We start from the raw sequence: 13,466 nt of genomic DNA, 5'->3' as shown, positions 1-13,466 counted from the left end.
CCATCTCAGTGGTCGCCCCCGCGCACCTGGGCGACGGCATGTGGCAGCACCTGTTCCAGCACGGCCAGGGCGTCGCGCACTCCCCCGGCCGAGCCGGGCAGGTTCACCACCACCGTCCGCCCGGCCAAACCGGCGAGCCCGCGGGAGAGCACCGCGGTGGGCACCCCGGCCTCGACGCCGCGCTGTGCGATCAGCGCCGCCAGGTGCGGCAGTTCGCGGGTGAGCAGCGGTCGGGTGACCTCGGGGGTCAGGTCCCGCGGCGCCAGGCCGGTACCGCCGGTGGTCAGCACGACGCTGGCGCCCGCGGCAACGGCCTCTGCGACAGCGGCCCCGACGGGCTCTCCGTCGGGCACCAGCACCACCGGATCCACCGCGAAACCCATCGCGGCCAGGCCTTGCGCGGCCAGCGGACCGGAACGGTCGGTGTACTCACCGGCCGCGGCGCGGTCGGAGGCGGTGATCACCACCGCGCGTCCCAGATCCCCAGCAGTGGTCACGGCTCGGTCCAGTCACCGCTACGGCCGCCACTCTTGGCGGTGACCCTGACATCGGTCAGCCGGGCGTGCTTGTCGACGGCCTTGACCATGTCCACCAGCCCCAGCGCGGCGGTGCAGACGGCGGTCAGCGCCTCCATCTCCACCCCGGTGCGATGCGTGGTGCGGACGGTGGCGGTGATCTCCACCCCGGCATCGATGATCTCCAGGTGCACGTCGACGCCGGTCAGCGGCAGCGGGTGGCACAGCGGGATCAGGTCTGCGGTCTTCTTGGCGCCCATCACGCCGGCGATCCGGGCGACGGCCAGGGCGTCGCCCTTGGGCACGTCGCCGCCACGCAGGGCGGCCAGGCATGCGTCGCTGAGCAGCACGACGCCCTTGGCGGTGGCCGAGCGGGCGGTGACCTGCTTGTCGCTGACGTCGACCATCCGGGCCTCGCCGCTGCTGCTCAGGTGCGGGAAGGGCTGCGGTTCGGGGCCGTCGTGGCGGGTCATGCGGGCAACCTCCGGGATGAAGTCGTCGATGGAACTGGGACGAAAGACCGGGCGCTCAGTCATTGCCCAACCGCCACACCGTCACGGGTGAACCTGCCGCCACCAACTCGACATCCTCCGTCAGCAGTACCAGGGCATTGCTGGCGGCCAGGCTGCCCAGCAGGTGCGAGGAATGCCCACCCACCAGCTCGGCCACCAGCTGCCCGTCGCGCTCGCTGACCCGGCCGCGGGCGAACTGCAGCTTGCCCTTGACCGACTGCATGTCCGCCCCGGCAACCGCCTGCACCGGGCGGTGGTTGACCGGCTCCAGACCCATCAGGGTGCGGATCAACGGCCGGACGAAGGCGTGGAAGCTCACGTAGCAGCTGACCGGATTGCCGGGCAGCATCACCACCGGCACCTGGTCGTCGCCGATCAGTGCGACGCCCTGTGGCTTGCCCGGCTGCATCGCCACCTCGGCGAAGTCGCACGGCCCAAGACAGGGCATCACCTCCTTCACCACGTCGTGGTCGCCCTTGCTGACGCCGCCGGTGGTGATGATCAGGTCAGCGCGGATCAGCTGGTCGTTGATCACCTGACGCACGTCTTCGGGTTCGTCGGAGGGCACCTGCACCCGCCACACCTGGCAGCCCTCGGCCCTGGCTGCTGCGGCCAGCAGGTAGCTGTTGGCGTCATGGATCTGTCCCGGTGCGCTCAGTTCGCGGCCCGGTTCCACCAGTTCGGCTCCGGTGGAGACGACCACGACGCGGGGCCGGGGACGGGCCAACACCTTGTCGACGCCGGCCGCGGCCAGCAGGCCGATGTTGCGGGCGTCGAGCTGTTGCCCACGGGAGAGCAGGCGGCTCCCGCGGGTGATGTCCGAGCCCCGACGACGGATGTGGGCCCCGGCAAGCACCGGCTCGGTGATCTGCACCTGCTCGGCGCCATTGTCGGTGGACTCCACCGGCACCACGGCGTCGGCCCCTTCCGGGATGGGGGCGCCGGTCATCACCTTCATCGCCTGCCCCTCGGGCAGCGGTGCGGCGGCCTCACCGGCGGCGACGTGGGCCGCCACCGTCAACGTCGCGGGGTCTTCCTCGCTGGCCTCCCAGACGTCGGCGGCGCGCACGGCGTAGCCGTCCATCTGGGAATTCTCGAAGCCGGGCAGATCCACCTCGGAGGAGATGTCCTCGCACAGCGTCAGGTTCCAGGCGTCCAGCAGGCTCATCCCGAAGGCGGGCAGCGGCTCCACCAACGACAACAGGTAATCCCGGTGATCCTGCATCCGTCGTAGTCCGGACGCAGTGGGGGCAGGCGGCTCGGGCAGGGTGGGCGCCGGCTCCTCGGGCTTGTCCTCGACGTCGGACGGTACGGCCACCTCTTGCTCGGCTTGCCTCTTGCGGCGCAACGAAACCATGGCCCATACGATAGGCGAATGAGCTCCGAAGGCCTCGACGGGTGCAGCAAGCAGCAGATTCGGGAGCGGGTGCGTGCCGCCCGCCGCGCCCGTCCCGCCTCCGCACGGCTGGCCGACGACCGCTCCCGCACCGGGCTGGTGCTGGCCGCGCTGCGGGATGTGGAACCCACCACCATCTCCTGCTATCTCTCCGTGCCGCCACACGCCAGCAACCCCGAGCCGGGGACGATCGAGCTGGTCACCGCGCTGTGGACGCTCGGCCACCGGCTGCTGGTGCCGGTGCTCTCCCCCACCGCCGATGGGCCACGCCATGACCCGGCCTGGGCCTTCTTCGAGGGCCCGGCGCGGCTGCGGCCGGGTTTGTGGGGCATCCCGGAGCCCGACGGACAGGCGCTGGGCGCCGAGGCCCTGGCCCAGGCGGAGCTGGTGCTCTGCTCCGGGCTGGCGGGCACCCGCGACGGTTGGCGGCTGGGAGTGGGTGGTGGCTGGTACGACCGGGCGCTGGCCCACCGTCGGGACGACGCCCAGGTGTGGATGTTGCTAAACGGCGACGAGGTGCTGCCCGAGTTGCCCACCGAACCGCATGATCGCCGGGTGGACGCGCTGCTGCTGCCCGACGAGTTGATCCGCTGCAGCGCCTGACGGAACCTCGAACCAGAGCCCACGCTTGGACGATTTCGGCGCCGGACGCCCGGCTGGATACAATTCAGCAGTTTTCGCCCGCCCGACGAGCCATCGCCGCCCGGACGCGTGACCAACCAGGTGAAGAGGACCATGCCTACCTACCAGTACCGCTGCACCGAGTGCGGCGTCGAGATCGAGCGGGTGCAGAAGTTCAGCGACCCGGCCCTGACCGTGTGCGAGGACTGCGGCGGCGCCCTGCGCAAGCTGTACAACGCCGTCGGGATCGTCTTCAAGGGCTCCGGCTTCTATGCGACGGACAACCGGACCAAGGGCTCCTCCGCGGCCGCCGCGCCGGCCAGCACCGGTGGCGAGTCCGGGGCGACCAAGCCCGACCAGAGCAGCCCCAAGCAGGGCCCCAAGGAGAGCAAGCCGGCCGCCGGCACCGCGTCGAGCAGCGCTTCCAGCACCGCCAGCTCGACCCCTGCATCCTGACCCCCTGACCGGCCGCCACCCGGCCACGGGAGTTGTCCACAGGGGCCCCGGGCCCAGCACCCCTGTGGATGGGTGACGCGACATCGGGCCGTTTGCACACACTGTGGACGTGCAAACCACCGATCTGCTGAACAAGGTCTCCCGTGCCGTGCGCTGGCACCGTCGTCCTCTGGCCGCGCTGTTGGCCGCCGTCGCGGTGCTGGCGGGCCTGGCGTCACTGTCCCCGCCCCAGGCTCCCACTCAGAGCGTTCTGGTGGCGGCTGCGGAGTTGCCGGGCGGGCACGTGCTGACCGCCAAGGACCTGTTGCCCGGGTACTTCCCGGAGGGTTTGGCGCCGCAACACGCCGCAACGGCCTCATCGGAACTGATCGGCAAGATGTTGGCCGCGCCGATCACGCGGGGCACCCCGTTCACCCGGGCCTCGACGGTCTCGGCGAGCCTCTCCCCGGGGCGGGGTGAACAGCTGGTGCCCTTCCGGGTGGCCGACGCCTCTGCGCTGTCCCTGGTGCAGGTGGGAGACCGAGTGACGGTGGTCAATGGCGGCACCGACGGGCAGGTGATCACCCTAGCCAGCCGGGTTCGGGTGGCGGCCCTGCCCAACCCGGAGGCCGGGGGCACCGGTCTGTCCGGGCAGTCGTCGGCCGGCCTGGTGGTGGTGTCCGCGCCCCCGGAGGTCGCGTCCCGACTGGCCGCTTTCGCCACCGGGCAGGGGCTCGGGATCACGCTGGGGTGAGCCGAAATGCTGAGCGGTCATTCGTCACCGGCCAGTCACCAAATGTTTGCCCATACACCACCGACACACATTGGTGTGGTCAAGGCAACCCCGAAAAGTCCCCTAGTCTTGACGTCGTGACAGTATTCAGGCCCACCCAGGGTCTCCTGTTTCCTGAAAGGAGTAACCCATGAAGGGTTTCAAGGATTTCGTGCTGCGTGGCAATCTCATCGAGATGGCCGTCGCCTTCATCGTCGGTGGCGCTTTCGCCACCCTCGTCACCGCCTTCACCAAGGTCATCATGGAGCTGCTGTCGAAGGCTGGCGGCGCCCCCAACTTTGACGACTGGAAGATCTTCGGCCTCTCCACCGTCGGCCCCTTCCTGACCGCTCTGGTCGCCTTCCTCATCCTCGCCTTCATCCTGTACTTCTTCATCGTGAAGCCGTACGAAGCCGCCAAGTCCCGCTTCATGGCTCCGGCCGAAGAGGGCGAGACCACCGAGGGCCTGCTTGCCGAGATCCGCGATCTGATGGCCTCGCAGCGCAACGCCTGAGCTCGAGAAACTCCGTGCCGCATCCGCGGCACCCAAGAAACCCCGCTGCCCCTCCGGGCAGCGGGGTTTCTCCATGTCGCGACCAATCCCGATGCACTGTCGTCCAGCCCGGACCATCGCTGACCGGCCGCTCAGCGCCAGCGGATCACATGCACCCCGGCCAGGGCGTCGCGCTGGCAGTGCTGGATGCTGCGGCCGCTGGGCAGGCTAACCACCTGACTGGCCTCGTCGGGTGCTGACCGATAGGGCTGGCAGACATATTCAACCCGCTGGGGCAGCTCGTCGTGGAAGGTCACCTCCTGCAGCAGCAGCGGAGTGCGGGCGGAGCGCGCGATCGACGTCTCGGACGGGAAGGCCGCCAGCGAATCGATCCGGTAGCGGTAGCCGTAGTCGCACCGTTCGCCACGAACCAACCGTCGGGGCAGCTCCAATCGGGCGATCACCAGGGTCGCATCGCCCGCCCCCTGGGCGGGCAGCTCCACCATGTCCTCCACCACGGCCCCACCCAGCCCTTCCAATTCCCCCAGGTGCTGTCCACTCTCCATGGCAACCATGACGGCCACCCGGAGCAACTCGTCGGCCTCCACCCGGATGAGCTGTCGCACCTCATGGGTCCGGGCTCCGGGCGTGATCTGCAGCCGGTCCCGCACCAGATCCGTGGAACTGCGGCGACGCAGATCCAGCCCCAGACCGTCCAGCGCCGTCATCAGCCGCGGATTGGGCGGCAGCATCGCCACCGGATCCCAGCCGTCGGCCGCGGCAGCCGGCAGAGCGCTGACCAGCCAGCCCGGCGCCAGACCCAACAGGTTCTCCAGGTGTTCCACCGCCCGCAGGGACTTCCGTCGGGTGGGCACCGAGCGGCTGGAACGCCAGTAGCTCAGCGTCGCGATGGTCACCGGCGTCCCCAACTGCCCCAGCCGCGAGCTCAGGGCGTCGAGGGTGAGAGGACTGGCCGCCACCGCCTCCCCCAGCCGATGGGCGAAGGTGTCGGGCTCCACCAGAGGCGAGCCCCCGTCATCGCTGTCATGGTTCACCAAGCGCACCAGATCAGGATGCACCCTCTGCTCCCTGGACGTGATCAGAACCCCCAGGCAATTCCGTGCGATCCGGGTGTTGGCCGGTTGAGCGTCACCTGCAGGTGATTCTGCGGCGGGAGCTGCTGGCGCAGGTCTGCGGCGGCAGAGCCACACTGCCCGCTGACGGCATGCGGGGCGGTGAAGTAGCTGGCGCTGACTGGCGGTTCTCCGTCGATCTGGACGTCGATCACCAGAAAACTCATGGTCCTCGGCAGGACTCGGGTGAAACCGCCCTCGGACTCCCCGGGCTGCATCTCCCAGACCAACCGATACTCCAGCATGTGCAGCTCCCCGACCTGGAGGGGACGGGGCAGCAGCAGCTCGCCCGCCAGCAACCCCTCATCATCCAGTTGCACCACCCTGCCCAGCTCACATCCGGCGATGGGTTCGATCAGGGGTGGCGGTTCCTCCAGGAAGTTCATCCGGAAGACGACCGGCACCCGGTCCAGGCCATCCACCTCCGCCCGCAAGACCTGTTCGGTCGTCTCGAACTGCCAGAGTCGGTCGGCCGGCACCTGGATGCCGTCGCGCAGGTACTCGACGCTGTGACGGCCCTGCAGGGACATGCCCATTGTCTCCATCAGCGCCTCGGCCTGATCCGGCACGGCGGCCTGCCTGACCCCGTCCCACCAGGTCAGCGCACCGGCCGGCAGGGCTCCGGAGAGCTGGCCGACCGCCAGGTTGAGGATCTTCTCCAACTCGGCCACCGCCTTCAGCGACCCCTCCCGGCTGGGAAGCGAGCGGCCATTCTGCCAATAGCTCAGCGTCGCCCGGGAGACGGGAGTCCCGGCCGCATGCAGCCGATCACGGATCTCGTCCAGACTCAATGACTGGTGCGCGATCGCATCACACAGCATGCTCGCGAAGGAACTTTCGCCCTCGGGCACGTCAGAGACGTCAGCGCTGACCATCCCGCTCTCCAATCATCCGAATGGGTGGTGAAGAGACCTGATCCCCGGCCCCGGAGACCGGGGACCGGGGACCGATCTGCGATCATTGACCACTCCCCCGGGCAGTGGTCAACGCAGAGGCAACTTCACCCAATCAACCTCTCGAACGCAAGTTAAATTACTCATCGAGTGATATTTATCTCCTTCAATCTGACGAAGGACGCCGTTCGACGAGCTCATCCCACCGGGCCGTGGTGCGGTGGGCGCTCGGCGAGCAGCCGTTGCTCTGCCGGACCGATCACCGTCGGCCCACGACGGATGGTTCCCACCAACCCATCGACCCCCAATCTGCCGCGCACTTGGGAAAGGACCGCAGCGTAGCGGGCGAATCCAACCGCCACCAGCACATCCCGCGGCACCGGAAAGGGCCACGGTTCCTCGTCGCCCTGGCACCGACGTCGCAGTTCCTGCACCCGCGCCGCGTCCCATCCGAGCTCAGCCAGGGCTGCCACCAGTTCGTCGGTGCTGTCCGCGCAGAGCGGAATGGCCGGGCGCTCGCCGGTGAGGGCGAGCGCCACGGCCGTCAGCAGCTTGGAGCCTTCGGGGGTCACTCGCCGAGCTCGACGTCACCCTGCAGCACGGTATCGTCGGGGAGCCTCGCGGGGGCCGCGGCGGTCACCGTCGCATCGCCGATCACCGTCACATCCCGGCCAAAGGTGACCTCGCCGTTGACGCTCAGCGAGCTGGCCCGCTTCAACGAGGGCGCCTGCGGGATCAGCCGGGTGAAGTCCTGCACCAGCTTGTAGGGCTTGTCCAGCTTGATCGCCGGGGTCTTGGCCTGCGCCACCAGATGACCGGCCTCGTCCAGCTCGTACAGGTCGGAGCGCAACAGCAGCAGCTCGTTGGTGGTCTTCACCGGCAGGAAGCGGTCCCGCCCGACGCAGATCGCCTGCGCGCCGGCGAAGACCTCGATCGCCGCGCCCATCGCGCTCTCCACCTGGATCACCTTCGGCGACGACGAATCCGCCGGGTCGACGGTCTTCTCGTTGCGGATCATCGGCAGCCCCAGCACCCCCTTGCGCTCCACCAACGTGTCGCGCACCACCTGCAGGTCCATCCACAGGTTGTTGGTGTGGAAGAAGGGGTGACGGTGCTCGTCGGTGAAGTAGTCCATCTCCTCCGGCGCGCATTGGGCGGTGTCGCGCAGCACCAGCTGGCCGTCGGCCTTGCGGACGGCCAGGTGGCCTCCCTTGCGGTCGTTGATGGTGCGCACGCACACCTCGGCGGCATAGGGGGCGCCCGACTGGGCGAACCAACCGGCGACGCGGGCATCCGGCGCGGCCCCCAGGTTGTCACCATTGCTCACCGACGCGTAGCGGAATCCCTGCTCCAGCAAGGCATCCAGCACGCCGGAGCCGAGCAGCGCCGGGTACAGGTCGCCGTGGCCGGGCGGGCACCATTCCAGCGTCGGATCCGCCGGCCATTCAACCGGCGTCAGGTCGTCTGCACGCAGCTTGGGTTCCTGGTTCTGCAGGAAGTCCAGCGGCAGCCCCTCGATGGACAGCTCCGGGTACTTGGCCAGCGCCGCCAGAGTGTCGTCCTGGGTGCGGAAGGAGTTCATCAGCAACAGCGGAACCCTGGCGTCATAGCGCTCACGGGCGGCCAGCACCTGCTGGACGATGATGTCCAGGAAGGTCTTGCCGTCGCGCACCTCAAGCAGGTTCTTGGCCTTGTCCAGGCCCATCGAGGTGCCCAGCCCGCCATTGAGCTTGATGATCACCGTATTGCGCATGGCCTCGCGCGCCTGTTCCTCGGTGATCTCGACGTCGTCGAGCATCGGCGGCGCGCTCATCGGCTCGATGCTGTCCTCCCGGATCAGCCCCGTCGCGCCGGATTCCAGCTGGTGGTAGTAGTGGCTGAACACCTCGACGGCAGCGTCGCTGACCCCCGCGGTGCGCATCTTGTCCTGGGCGAGTTCTAGACCGTTGGCACTCATGGGTTCGATCCTAGAGTGTCGTGGTCCCGGCCGCGCCGGGCCCCGCTGTGCGTGCGCCCGGAGGCGCCTCGGGCACAAGGAAAGCGACGCCGCGCGCAGGGCCGAAGCCGTCTACCCACCCCCAGGAGACATGCGACGCGCGGCGTCGCCTTCTTGGACAACCCTAGGAAGGGGAGGGTCAGACCCAAGCTCGCCCGTTGGTTGGCGAGGGCGACTTCAGCGCGTCCTCAGGCCCACGGTCGAGGCTGTGGCAGGTGGCGACCCTGGGAGGATTCGAACCTCCGACACACGGTTTAGGAAACCGTTGCTCTATCCCCTGAGCTACAGGGCCACGGCGCCAGTTGGCGCTCGGGACAGGATATGTCGACGCGGGTGGGGCGAGCGAATCCGTCCACCCCACCACCCGCGTCGCGGGCACTCCTGGGATCAGCCCTGCTGGGCAGCCTGCTGCTTCAGGGTCTCCATGTCCAGACCCTTGATCTGCTCGACCAGCTTGTCCAGCTGCGAGCCGTTCAACAGGCCGGACTGGCGGAAGACCAGCATTCCCTGGCGGAAGGCCATGATGGTGGGGATGGAGGTGATCTCCAGCCCGGCGGCCAGATCGCGCTCGGCCTCGGTGTCCACCTTGGCGAAGGTCACGTCCTCATGCCGGCCCGAGGCCTCGTCGTAGATCGGGGCGAAGCGCATGCACGGGCCACACCAGGAGGCCCAGAAGTCCACCAGGACGATCTCGTCGTCCTTGATGGTGCTGGCGAAGGTGTCGGTGTTCAGGGCCACGGGAGCCATCAGTTGTCCCTTTCGGTACGGGTCGGGGCGCGGGTACCGCGCCCATCGCACTCTCAACGATGCCCCATCACCGGATATTCCGGGCGGAAGCAACGCTCAGGTCCGCGACTCACTTCAAGGCGACGATCCGGCGCAGCGGTACCGGCACCTGCAGCACGCCGTGCTTGTCGGCCCGCTTCACCATCCAGTCGACGGTCTGCTGGATCCGGGCGGGATCGACGTCGGGCAGATGGAAGCCGCTGACCAGCAACTCGGCATCGGCCCGGTTGGCGACGTCGTAGTGATAACGCTCGCGCGCATCCTCGGCCTTGCGCAGCCCGTGATGCTCCAGCACCTTGCCCACCTTGAGTTCCACGCTGCTGGGGAACTGCGGCGTGGCCTGCAGCATCCTGGCGAGCTGCCCCACCACCTTCATGTCCGCCACGTTCAACGGGCGCAGGGTCGGCACCAGCCCGACGAAGACACCGCCGGGGCGCAGTACCCGGGCGACCTCGTCCAGGAAGTCGCCCGTCGGATGGACCATCGCCCAGCCCAAGGTACTGACCACCGCGTCGAAGCAGCCGTCGGCACAGGGGAGCGCCCGGACATCCCCTTGGACAAAGGGCCCCGGGCCGGTGGCGCTGCGCAACTCGGCCAAGGAACGGTCGATCCCCAGCACGGTACGCCCGTCTGCCTCCAGCTCCCGGCCGATCGCCCCCGCACCGCACCTGATGTCCAGCACCGTGCTGGCCGAGGCACTGACCGCCCGCGCCAGCCAGCGATAGGGGTTGTGATGCCCGGAAATGCAGCGGGTCAGGATCGCGTCGGCGATCCCAGGCCGTTCCGCATGGAAATCCGCCAGGTAGGAGTTCCAGTCGTCCATGGGCACCACACTAGTCAGCTGCGGGTTGAGACGGGAGGGGACTCGACAGGCTCGGCCATCGTGGTCACCTCCGAGCCCACCCCACCACGGTCCCCGAGCCTGTCGAGGGACGCTTCGCCGGCCTCAGCTGCGGGCCTCGCGGAGGGCGGCGATGATGTCGTCGCCGATCTCCCGCAGCAGGGTGCCCTGCCCAATCCGCTGGCCGGCGACGGTGGTGATCAGCGCGGACAGGCCGGGCAGCGCCTCGTCGGGATCGGTCGGCACCGCCCCGATCAGCGGGTTGGAGCCGTCGGCCCATGGGGCGGTCAGCTTCTCCCAGGTGCGCAGCCAGCCCTCGGATATCTCGGTCACCGACGGTACGCCGAAGAAGTGCCCCACGGGGGCGTGGTGCCGCAGGGCCACCAACGGACTGTCCAGGTAGATCAGCGCCAGGCGCAGTCGGCCGTCCAGGTCACGTCGCTCGTCGCGGCTGCCCTGCAGCGCCCAGCCACAGGGATTGGGGCAGGTGGGCCCGACGTCGGGCCGCTCCCCCGCCTCGATGGTCAGGTGGTTCATCGCGCACACCGCCAGGGTGTCGCCCAACCGGGAGTGGAACTTGTCCAGGTAACTGGTGAAGCCCACCTGGTCACCCTGCGCGGCGTTGACCGCACGCTTGGCGGTGGCCCGCATCGCCGAATTGTGCGGACAGCTCGGGTCGTCGGTGCCCCAGCGCTCACCCACCTGGTCGGCCATCCGCAGCGGATCGCCGCCGTGCCCCAACCTGGTCTGCCAGCCCAACTGGCACAGGTACTCCGCGATCAGGTGCGCGGTGACCACCAGGCTCTGCGGCTCGCCGCGTTCGGAGCGCAGGTTGAGCACCTCCAGCATCAGCTCGTACAACGGCACCAGTGAGCCGAGGGCGCCGCGCTGGGCATCCCGCGGGCCGTGCGGGAAGCCGGAAGCCGCGAGCCGCTCGGCCCACGGCCGGTCCGGCACCGTCGTGGCAAGCTCCGCAAAATCCTCCGCATCCAGCGACAGCACGCGTTGCGCCACGCTGGCCAGCCGGTGCGCCTCGACGATCGCCGGATCGGTGTCGTCGGCGCGCAGCCTCCCGGCCAGCATGGACAGTGCCGCGTCGTACCAGTGCTGCTCGCACAGCGCGATCAACGCTGCCGAGGAGATCATCGGTGGTCCGTCGTCATGCCCTGCTCACGAACAGGCCCTCGGCCACGATCCCGGGGATCCAACAGGTGTTCTGGCCGCGCTGCAGCGCCACCACATCCGCCTGACGCGATGCCCGCAGCTCCACACCGGGGGTGATGCCGGCACCGGCCAGCACCTCCAGGGCCTCGGTGTCGGCCTGGCTGTTCTCGCTCATCCGACGCAGCACCACGGTGACCCAGTCATCGCCGAGGACGTCGGTCAGCGCCTCGACGCCGTCCCGGAAGGCCGCGTCCGTGGCCTCGCCACCCAAGGCCTCCAGCCCGGGGATGGGGTTCCCGTAGGGGGATTCCTGCGGATTGGAGAGGATCTTCACCAGGCGCAGCTCCACCTCATCGGAGATCACGTGCTCCCAGCGGCAGGCCTCCTCGTGCACCCGACTCCAGTCCAGCCCGATCACATCCACCAGCAGCCGTTCGGCCAGGCGATGCTTGCGCATGACCGCCACCGCAAGCTCCTGCCCGCGCTCGGACAGCTCGATCCGCCGGTCACCGTGCACGGTCAACAGGCCGTCGCGCTCCATCCGGGCCACGGTCTGGGAGACGGTGGGGCCGCTCTGGTGCAGCCGTTCGGCAATCCGGGCGCGCAGCGGCGTGATGCCCTCTTCCATCAGCTCGTAGATGGTGCGCAGGTACATCTCGGTCGTGTCGATCAGCTCATTCACGGCGTGCTCCCTCTGCAGTCCAGATCACCGGCGAGTCCTGATCACGAATATCTCAGGTCAGGGCTGTTCGAGCCACTGCCCCCGCCGCATGACGGACCGCAGCTCGCCGGCCTCGTCCACCAGGCAGAGGTCGGCCCACTTGCCGGGCTCCACCGTACCCACTTCCGCCAGTCCATGGACGCGGGCCGGGTTGCTGCTGGCCAGCCGCGACGCGGTGACCATGCCGTATCCGCAGCGCACCACGAAGGCGAAGGCGCGATCCATCGTGAGGGTGGAGCCGGCGATCGCGCCGGCGCTGCCGTCGGGGTTGACGATCCGGGCGGTGCCCTGGCTCACCTCGACGGGCAACGCTCCCAGCTGGTAGCGACCGTCGGCACAGCCGGTGGCGCTCATCGCGTCGGTGACCAGCAGCACCCGATCCTGGCCGGCGGATTCAATGGCCAGCCGAACGATGTCCGGATTGAGGTGCACCCCGTCGCAGATCAACTCCACGTGGACGCTGGCATCGTTCAGCAGCACCGGCACGGGGCCGGGTTCGCGATGGTGGATCGGGCGCATCGCATTGAACAGGTGGGTGGCGACATTCATCCCCTCCGCGATGGCCCGACGGGTGGTCTCGGCATCGGCGTCGGAATGGCCAAAGGCTGGGATGATCCCGGCCTCACACAGCCGCCGCACCGCGCCGAAACCGTTGCCGCGTTCCGGGGCGAGGGTGATCATCTTCACCGCACCCCCCGATGCCCCAGCGCCCCCGGAAGCCGCGATGATCTGCTCGATCGCCTCCGGGGTGGGGTCCATCAGCAGTTCGGTGGGGTGCGCGCCCTTGCGTTCCTCTGCCAGGAAGGGGCCCTCGATGTGGATTCCCTGCAGCTCGTCGGCGTCCACCACGGCGCGCAGCCGGATGATCTGTTCCACGACGGTGTCCATCGGGGCGGTCACGGTGGAGGCGAACAGGGTGGTGCTGCCATGCCGCCGGTGGTGCTCGATCGCCCGGGCAACCTTGGCCGGATCCGGATCGGTGAAGTCGGCGCCGGCGGCACCGTGGCTGTGGGTGTCCACGTAGCCGGGCACCAGGCAGCCGTCCAGCAGCTGGGCGTCGGGCTCGATCCCGTCGCGCACCGCGGTGATCCGACCGTCGGCGATCTCCACCGTCAGGGCGCGCTCGGCGTCGTCGATCCCGGTGACCACCCGTCGGCAGGCGACCTTGCTCATCTTCTACTCCAGTTC

The 13,466-nt window shown here is 69.0% G+C and carries 16 protein-coding genes and 1 tRNA gene; 4 read left to right on the top strand and 13 right to left on the bottom strand.

Annotated features, from left to right (window positions below; all coding sequences use genetic code 11):
- Positions 1 to 5: 5 nt before the first annotated feature.
- From AAEX57_RS02575 to glp, 3 genes are read right to left on the bottom strand one after another with little or no spacing between them, the layout of a single operon-like run.
- Positions 6 to 497 carry a MogA/MoaB family molybdenum cofactor biosynthesis protein gene (locus tag AAEX57_RS02575; protein WP_342090695.1) on the bottom strand — a complete coding sequence of 164 codons (492 nt, stop codon included), beginning with the start codon at positions 495 to 497 and terminating at the stop codon, positions 6 to 8.
- Positions 494 to 988: a cyclic pyranopterin monophosphate synthase MoaC gene (gene moaC, locus AAEX57_RS02570; RefSeq protein WP_342090732.1), complete on the bottom strand. Its 495-nt coding sequence runs from the start codon at positions 986 to 988 to the stop codon at positions 494 to 496. The genes AAEX57_RS02575 and moaC overlap by 4 nt, the downstream gene beginning before the upstream one ends.
- 55 nt (positions 989 to 1,043) lie before the next feature.
- Positions 1,044 to 2,384, bottom strand: coding sequence for a molybdotransferase-like divisome protein Glp (glp, locus tag AAEX57_RS02565; RefSeq protein ID WP_342090694.1), 1,341 nt, complete (start codon positions 2,382 to 2,384; stop codon positions 1,044 to 1,046).
- 18 nt (positions 2,385 to 2,402) lie between these two features.
- Here glp and AAEX57_RS02560 point away from each other — a divergent pair, with 18 nt between their 5' ends.
- From AAEX57_RS02560 to AAEX57_RS02545, 4 genes are all read left to right on the top strand, one after another.
- Entirely contained in the window at positions 2,403 to 3,026 is a 624-nt protein-coding gene (locus AAEX57_RS02560; RefSeq protein ID WP_342090693.1) for a 5-formyltetrahydrofolate cyclo-ligase, read from the top strand.
- A gap of 132 nt (positions 3,027 to 3,158) precedes the next feature.
- On the top strand, positions 3,159 to 3,500 hold the full coding sequence (locus AAEX57_RS02555) for an FmdB family zinc ribbon protein (protein WP_342090691.1): 342 nt from the start codon (positions 3,159 to 3,161) through the stop codon (positions 3,498 to 3,500).
- A gap of 109 nt (positions 3,501 to 3,609) precedes the next feature.
- Entirely contained in the window at positions 3,610 to 4,233 is a 624-nt protein-coding gene (locus AAEX57_RS02550; RefSeq protein ID WP_342090689.1) for an SAF domain-containing protein, read from the top strand.
- A 169-nt stretch (positions 4,234 to 4,402) separates the two neighbouring features.
- A complete protein-coding gene (locus tag AAEX57_RS02545; protein ID WP_342090688.1) occupies positions 4,403 to 4,765 on the top strand; it encodes an MscL family protein in 363 nt (120 codons plus the stop codon).
- 131 nt (positions 4,766 to 4,896) lie between these two features.
- Here AAEX57_RS02545 and AAEX57_RS02540 read toward each other — a convergent pair whose 3' ends face one another.
- The 10 genes from AAEX57_RS02540 to nagA form a co-directional block, all read right to left on the bottom strand.
- Positions 4,897 to 5,823 carry a hypothetical protein gene (locus AAEX57_RS02540; RefSeq protein ID WP_342090687.1) on the bottom strand — a complete coding sequence of 309 codons (927 nt, stop codon included), beginning with the start codon at positions 5,821 to 5,823 and terminating at the stop codon, positions 4,897 to 4,899.
- 20 nt (positions 5,824 to 5,843) lie between these two features.
- Positions 5,844 to 6,752: a hypothetical protein gene (locus tag AAEX57_RS02535; RefSeq protein WP_342090686.1), complete on the bottom strand. Its 909-nt coding sequence runs from the start codon at positions 6,750 to 6,752 to the stop codon at positions 5,844 to 5,846.
- Positions 6,753 to 6,967: 215 nt separating this feature from the next.
- Entirely contained in the window at positions 6,968 to 7,342 is a 375-nt protein-coding gene (locus AAEX57_RS02530; protein WP_342097738.1) for a hypothetical protein, read from the bottom strand.
- Positions 7,339 to 8,727, bottom strand: a complete 1,389-nt coding sequence (locus AAEX57_RS02525) for a UTP--glucose-1-phosphate uridylyltransferase (protein ID WP_342090684.1) — start codon at positions 8,725 to 8,727, stop codon at positions 7,339 to 7,341. Before AAEX57_RS02525 ends, AAEX57_RS02530 begins: the two co-directional genes overlap by 4 nt.
- Positions 8,728 to 8,982: 255 nt before the next feature.
- A tRNA-Arg gene (locus AAEX57_RS02520) sits at positions 8,983 to 9,058 on the bottom strand.
- Positions 9,059 to 9,153: 95 nt separating this feature from the next.
- Positions 9,154 to 9,513, bottom strand: coding sequence for a thioredoxin (trxA, locus tag AAEX57_RS02515; RefSeq protein ID WP_342090683.1), 360 nt, complete (start codon positions 9,511 to 9,513; stop codon positions 9,154 to 9,156).
- 109 nt (positions 9,514 to 9,622) lie between these two features.
- Positions 9,623 to 10,375: a class I SAM-dependent methyltransferase gene (locus AAEX57_RS02510; RefSeq protein ID WP_342090682.1), complete on the bottom strand. Its 753-nt coding sequence runs from the start codon at positions 10,373 to 10,375 to the stop codon at positions 9,623 to 9,625.
- A 123-nt stretch (positions 10,376 to 10,498) separates the two neighbouring features.
- A complete protein-coding gene (locus AAEX57_RS02505; protein ID WP_342090681.1) occupies positions 10,499 to 11,539 on the bottom strand; it encodes a hypothetical protein in 1,041 nt (346 codons plus the stop codon).
- A 13-nt stretch (positions 11,540 to 11,552) separates the two neighbouring features.
- Complete coding sequence (locus AAEX57_RS02500; RefSeq protein ID WP_342090680.1) at positions 11,553 to 12,239, bottom strand: metal-dependent transcriptional regulator; 687 nt, start codon at positions 12,237 to 12,239, stop codon at positions 11,553 to 11,555.
- Between the two features lie 57 nt (positions 12,240 to 12,296).
- Complete coding sequence (gene nagA / locus AAEX57_RS02495; RefSeq protein WP_342090679.1) at positions 12,297 to 13,451, bottom strand: N-acetylglucosamine-6-phosphate deacetylase; 1,155 nt, start codon at positions 13,449 to 13,451, stop codon at positions 12,297 to 12,299.
- Between the last annotated feature and the right edge of the window lie 15 nt (positions 13,452 to 13,466).

The organism is Luteococcus sp. H91 (assembly GCF_038433135.1).
Lineage (GTDB): Bacteria > Actinomycetota > Actinomycetes > Propionibacteriales > Propionibacteriaceae > Luteococcus.
The sequence above is the reverse complement of the archived record's forward strand: the minus strand, read 5'-3'. Positions and strand labels throughout refer to the sequence as shown.

Bases quoted from the DNA above. Each gene is read 5' to 3' on its own strand.
- glp (WP_342090694.1), bottom strand. From the start codon at position 2,384: ATGGTTTCGTTGCGCCGCAAGAGGCAAGCCGAGCAAGAGGTGGCCGTA.
- trxA (WP_342090683.1), bottom strand. From the start codon at position 9,513: ATGGCTCCCGTGGCCCTGAACACCGACACCTTCGCCAGCACCATCAAG.
- AAEX57_RS02535 (WP_342090686.1), bottom strand. From the start codon at position 6,752: ATGGTCAGCGCTGACGTCTCTGACGTGCCCGAGGGCGAAAGTTCCTTC.
- AAEX57_RS02505 (WP_342090681.1), bottom strand. From the start codon at position 11,539: ATGATCTCCTCGGCAGCGTTGATCGCGCTGTGCGAGCAGCACTGGTAC.
- AAEX57_RS02555 (WP_342090691.1), top strand. From the start codon at position 3,159: ATGCCTACCTACCAGTACCGCTGCACCGAGTGCGGCGTCGAGATCGAG.
- AAEX57_RS02560 (WP_342090693.1), top strand. From the start codon at position 2,403: ATGAGCTCCGAAGGCCTCGACGGGTGCAGCAAGCAGCAGATTCGGGAG.
- nagA (WP_342090679.1), bottom strand. From the start codon at position 13,451: ATGAGCAAGGTCGCCTGCCGACGGGTGGTCACCGGGATCGACGACGCC.
- AAEX57_RS02525 (WP_342090684.1), bottom strand. From the start codon at position 8,727: ATGAGTGCCAACGGTCTAGAACTCGCCCAGGACAAGATGCGCACCGCG.
- AAEX57_RS02510 (WP_342090682.1), bottom strand. From the start codon at position 10,375: ATGGACGACTGGAACTCCTACCTGGCGGATTTCCATGCGGAACGGCCT.
- AAEX57_RS02545 (WP_342090688.1), top strand. From the start codon at position 4,403: ATGAAGGGTTTCAAGGATTTCGTGCTGCGTGGCAATCTCATCGAGATG.
- moaC (WP_342090732.1), bottom strand. From the start codon at position 988: ATGACCCGCCACGACGGCCCCGAACCGCAGCCCTTCCCGCACCTGAGC.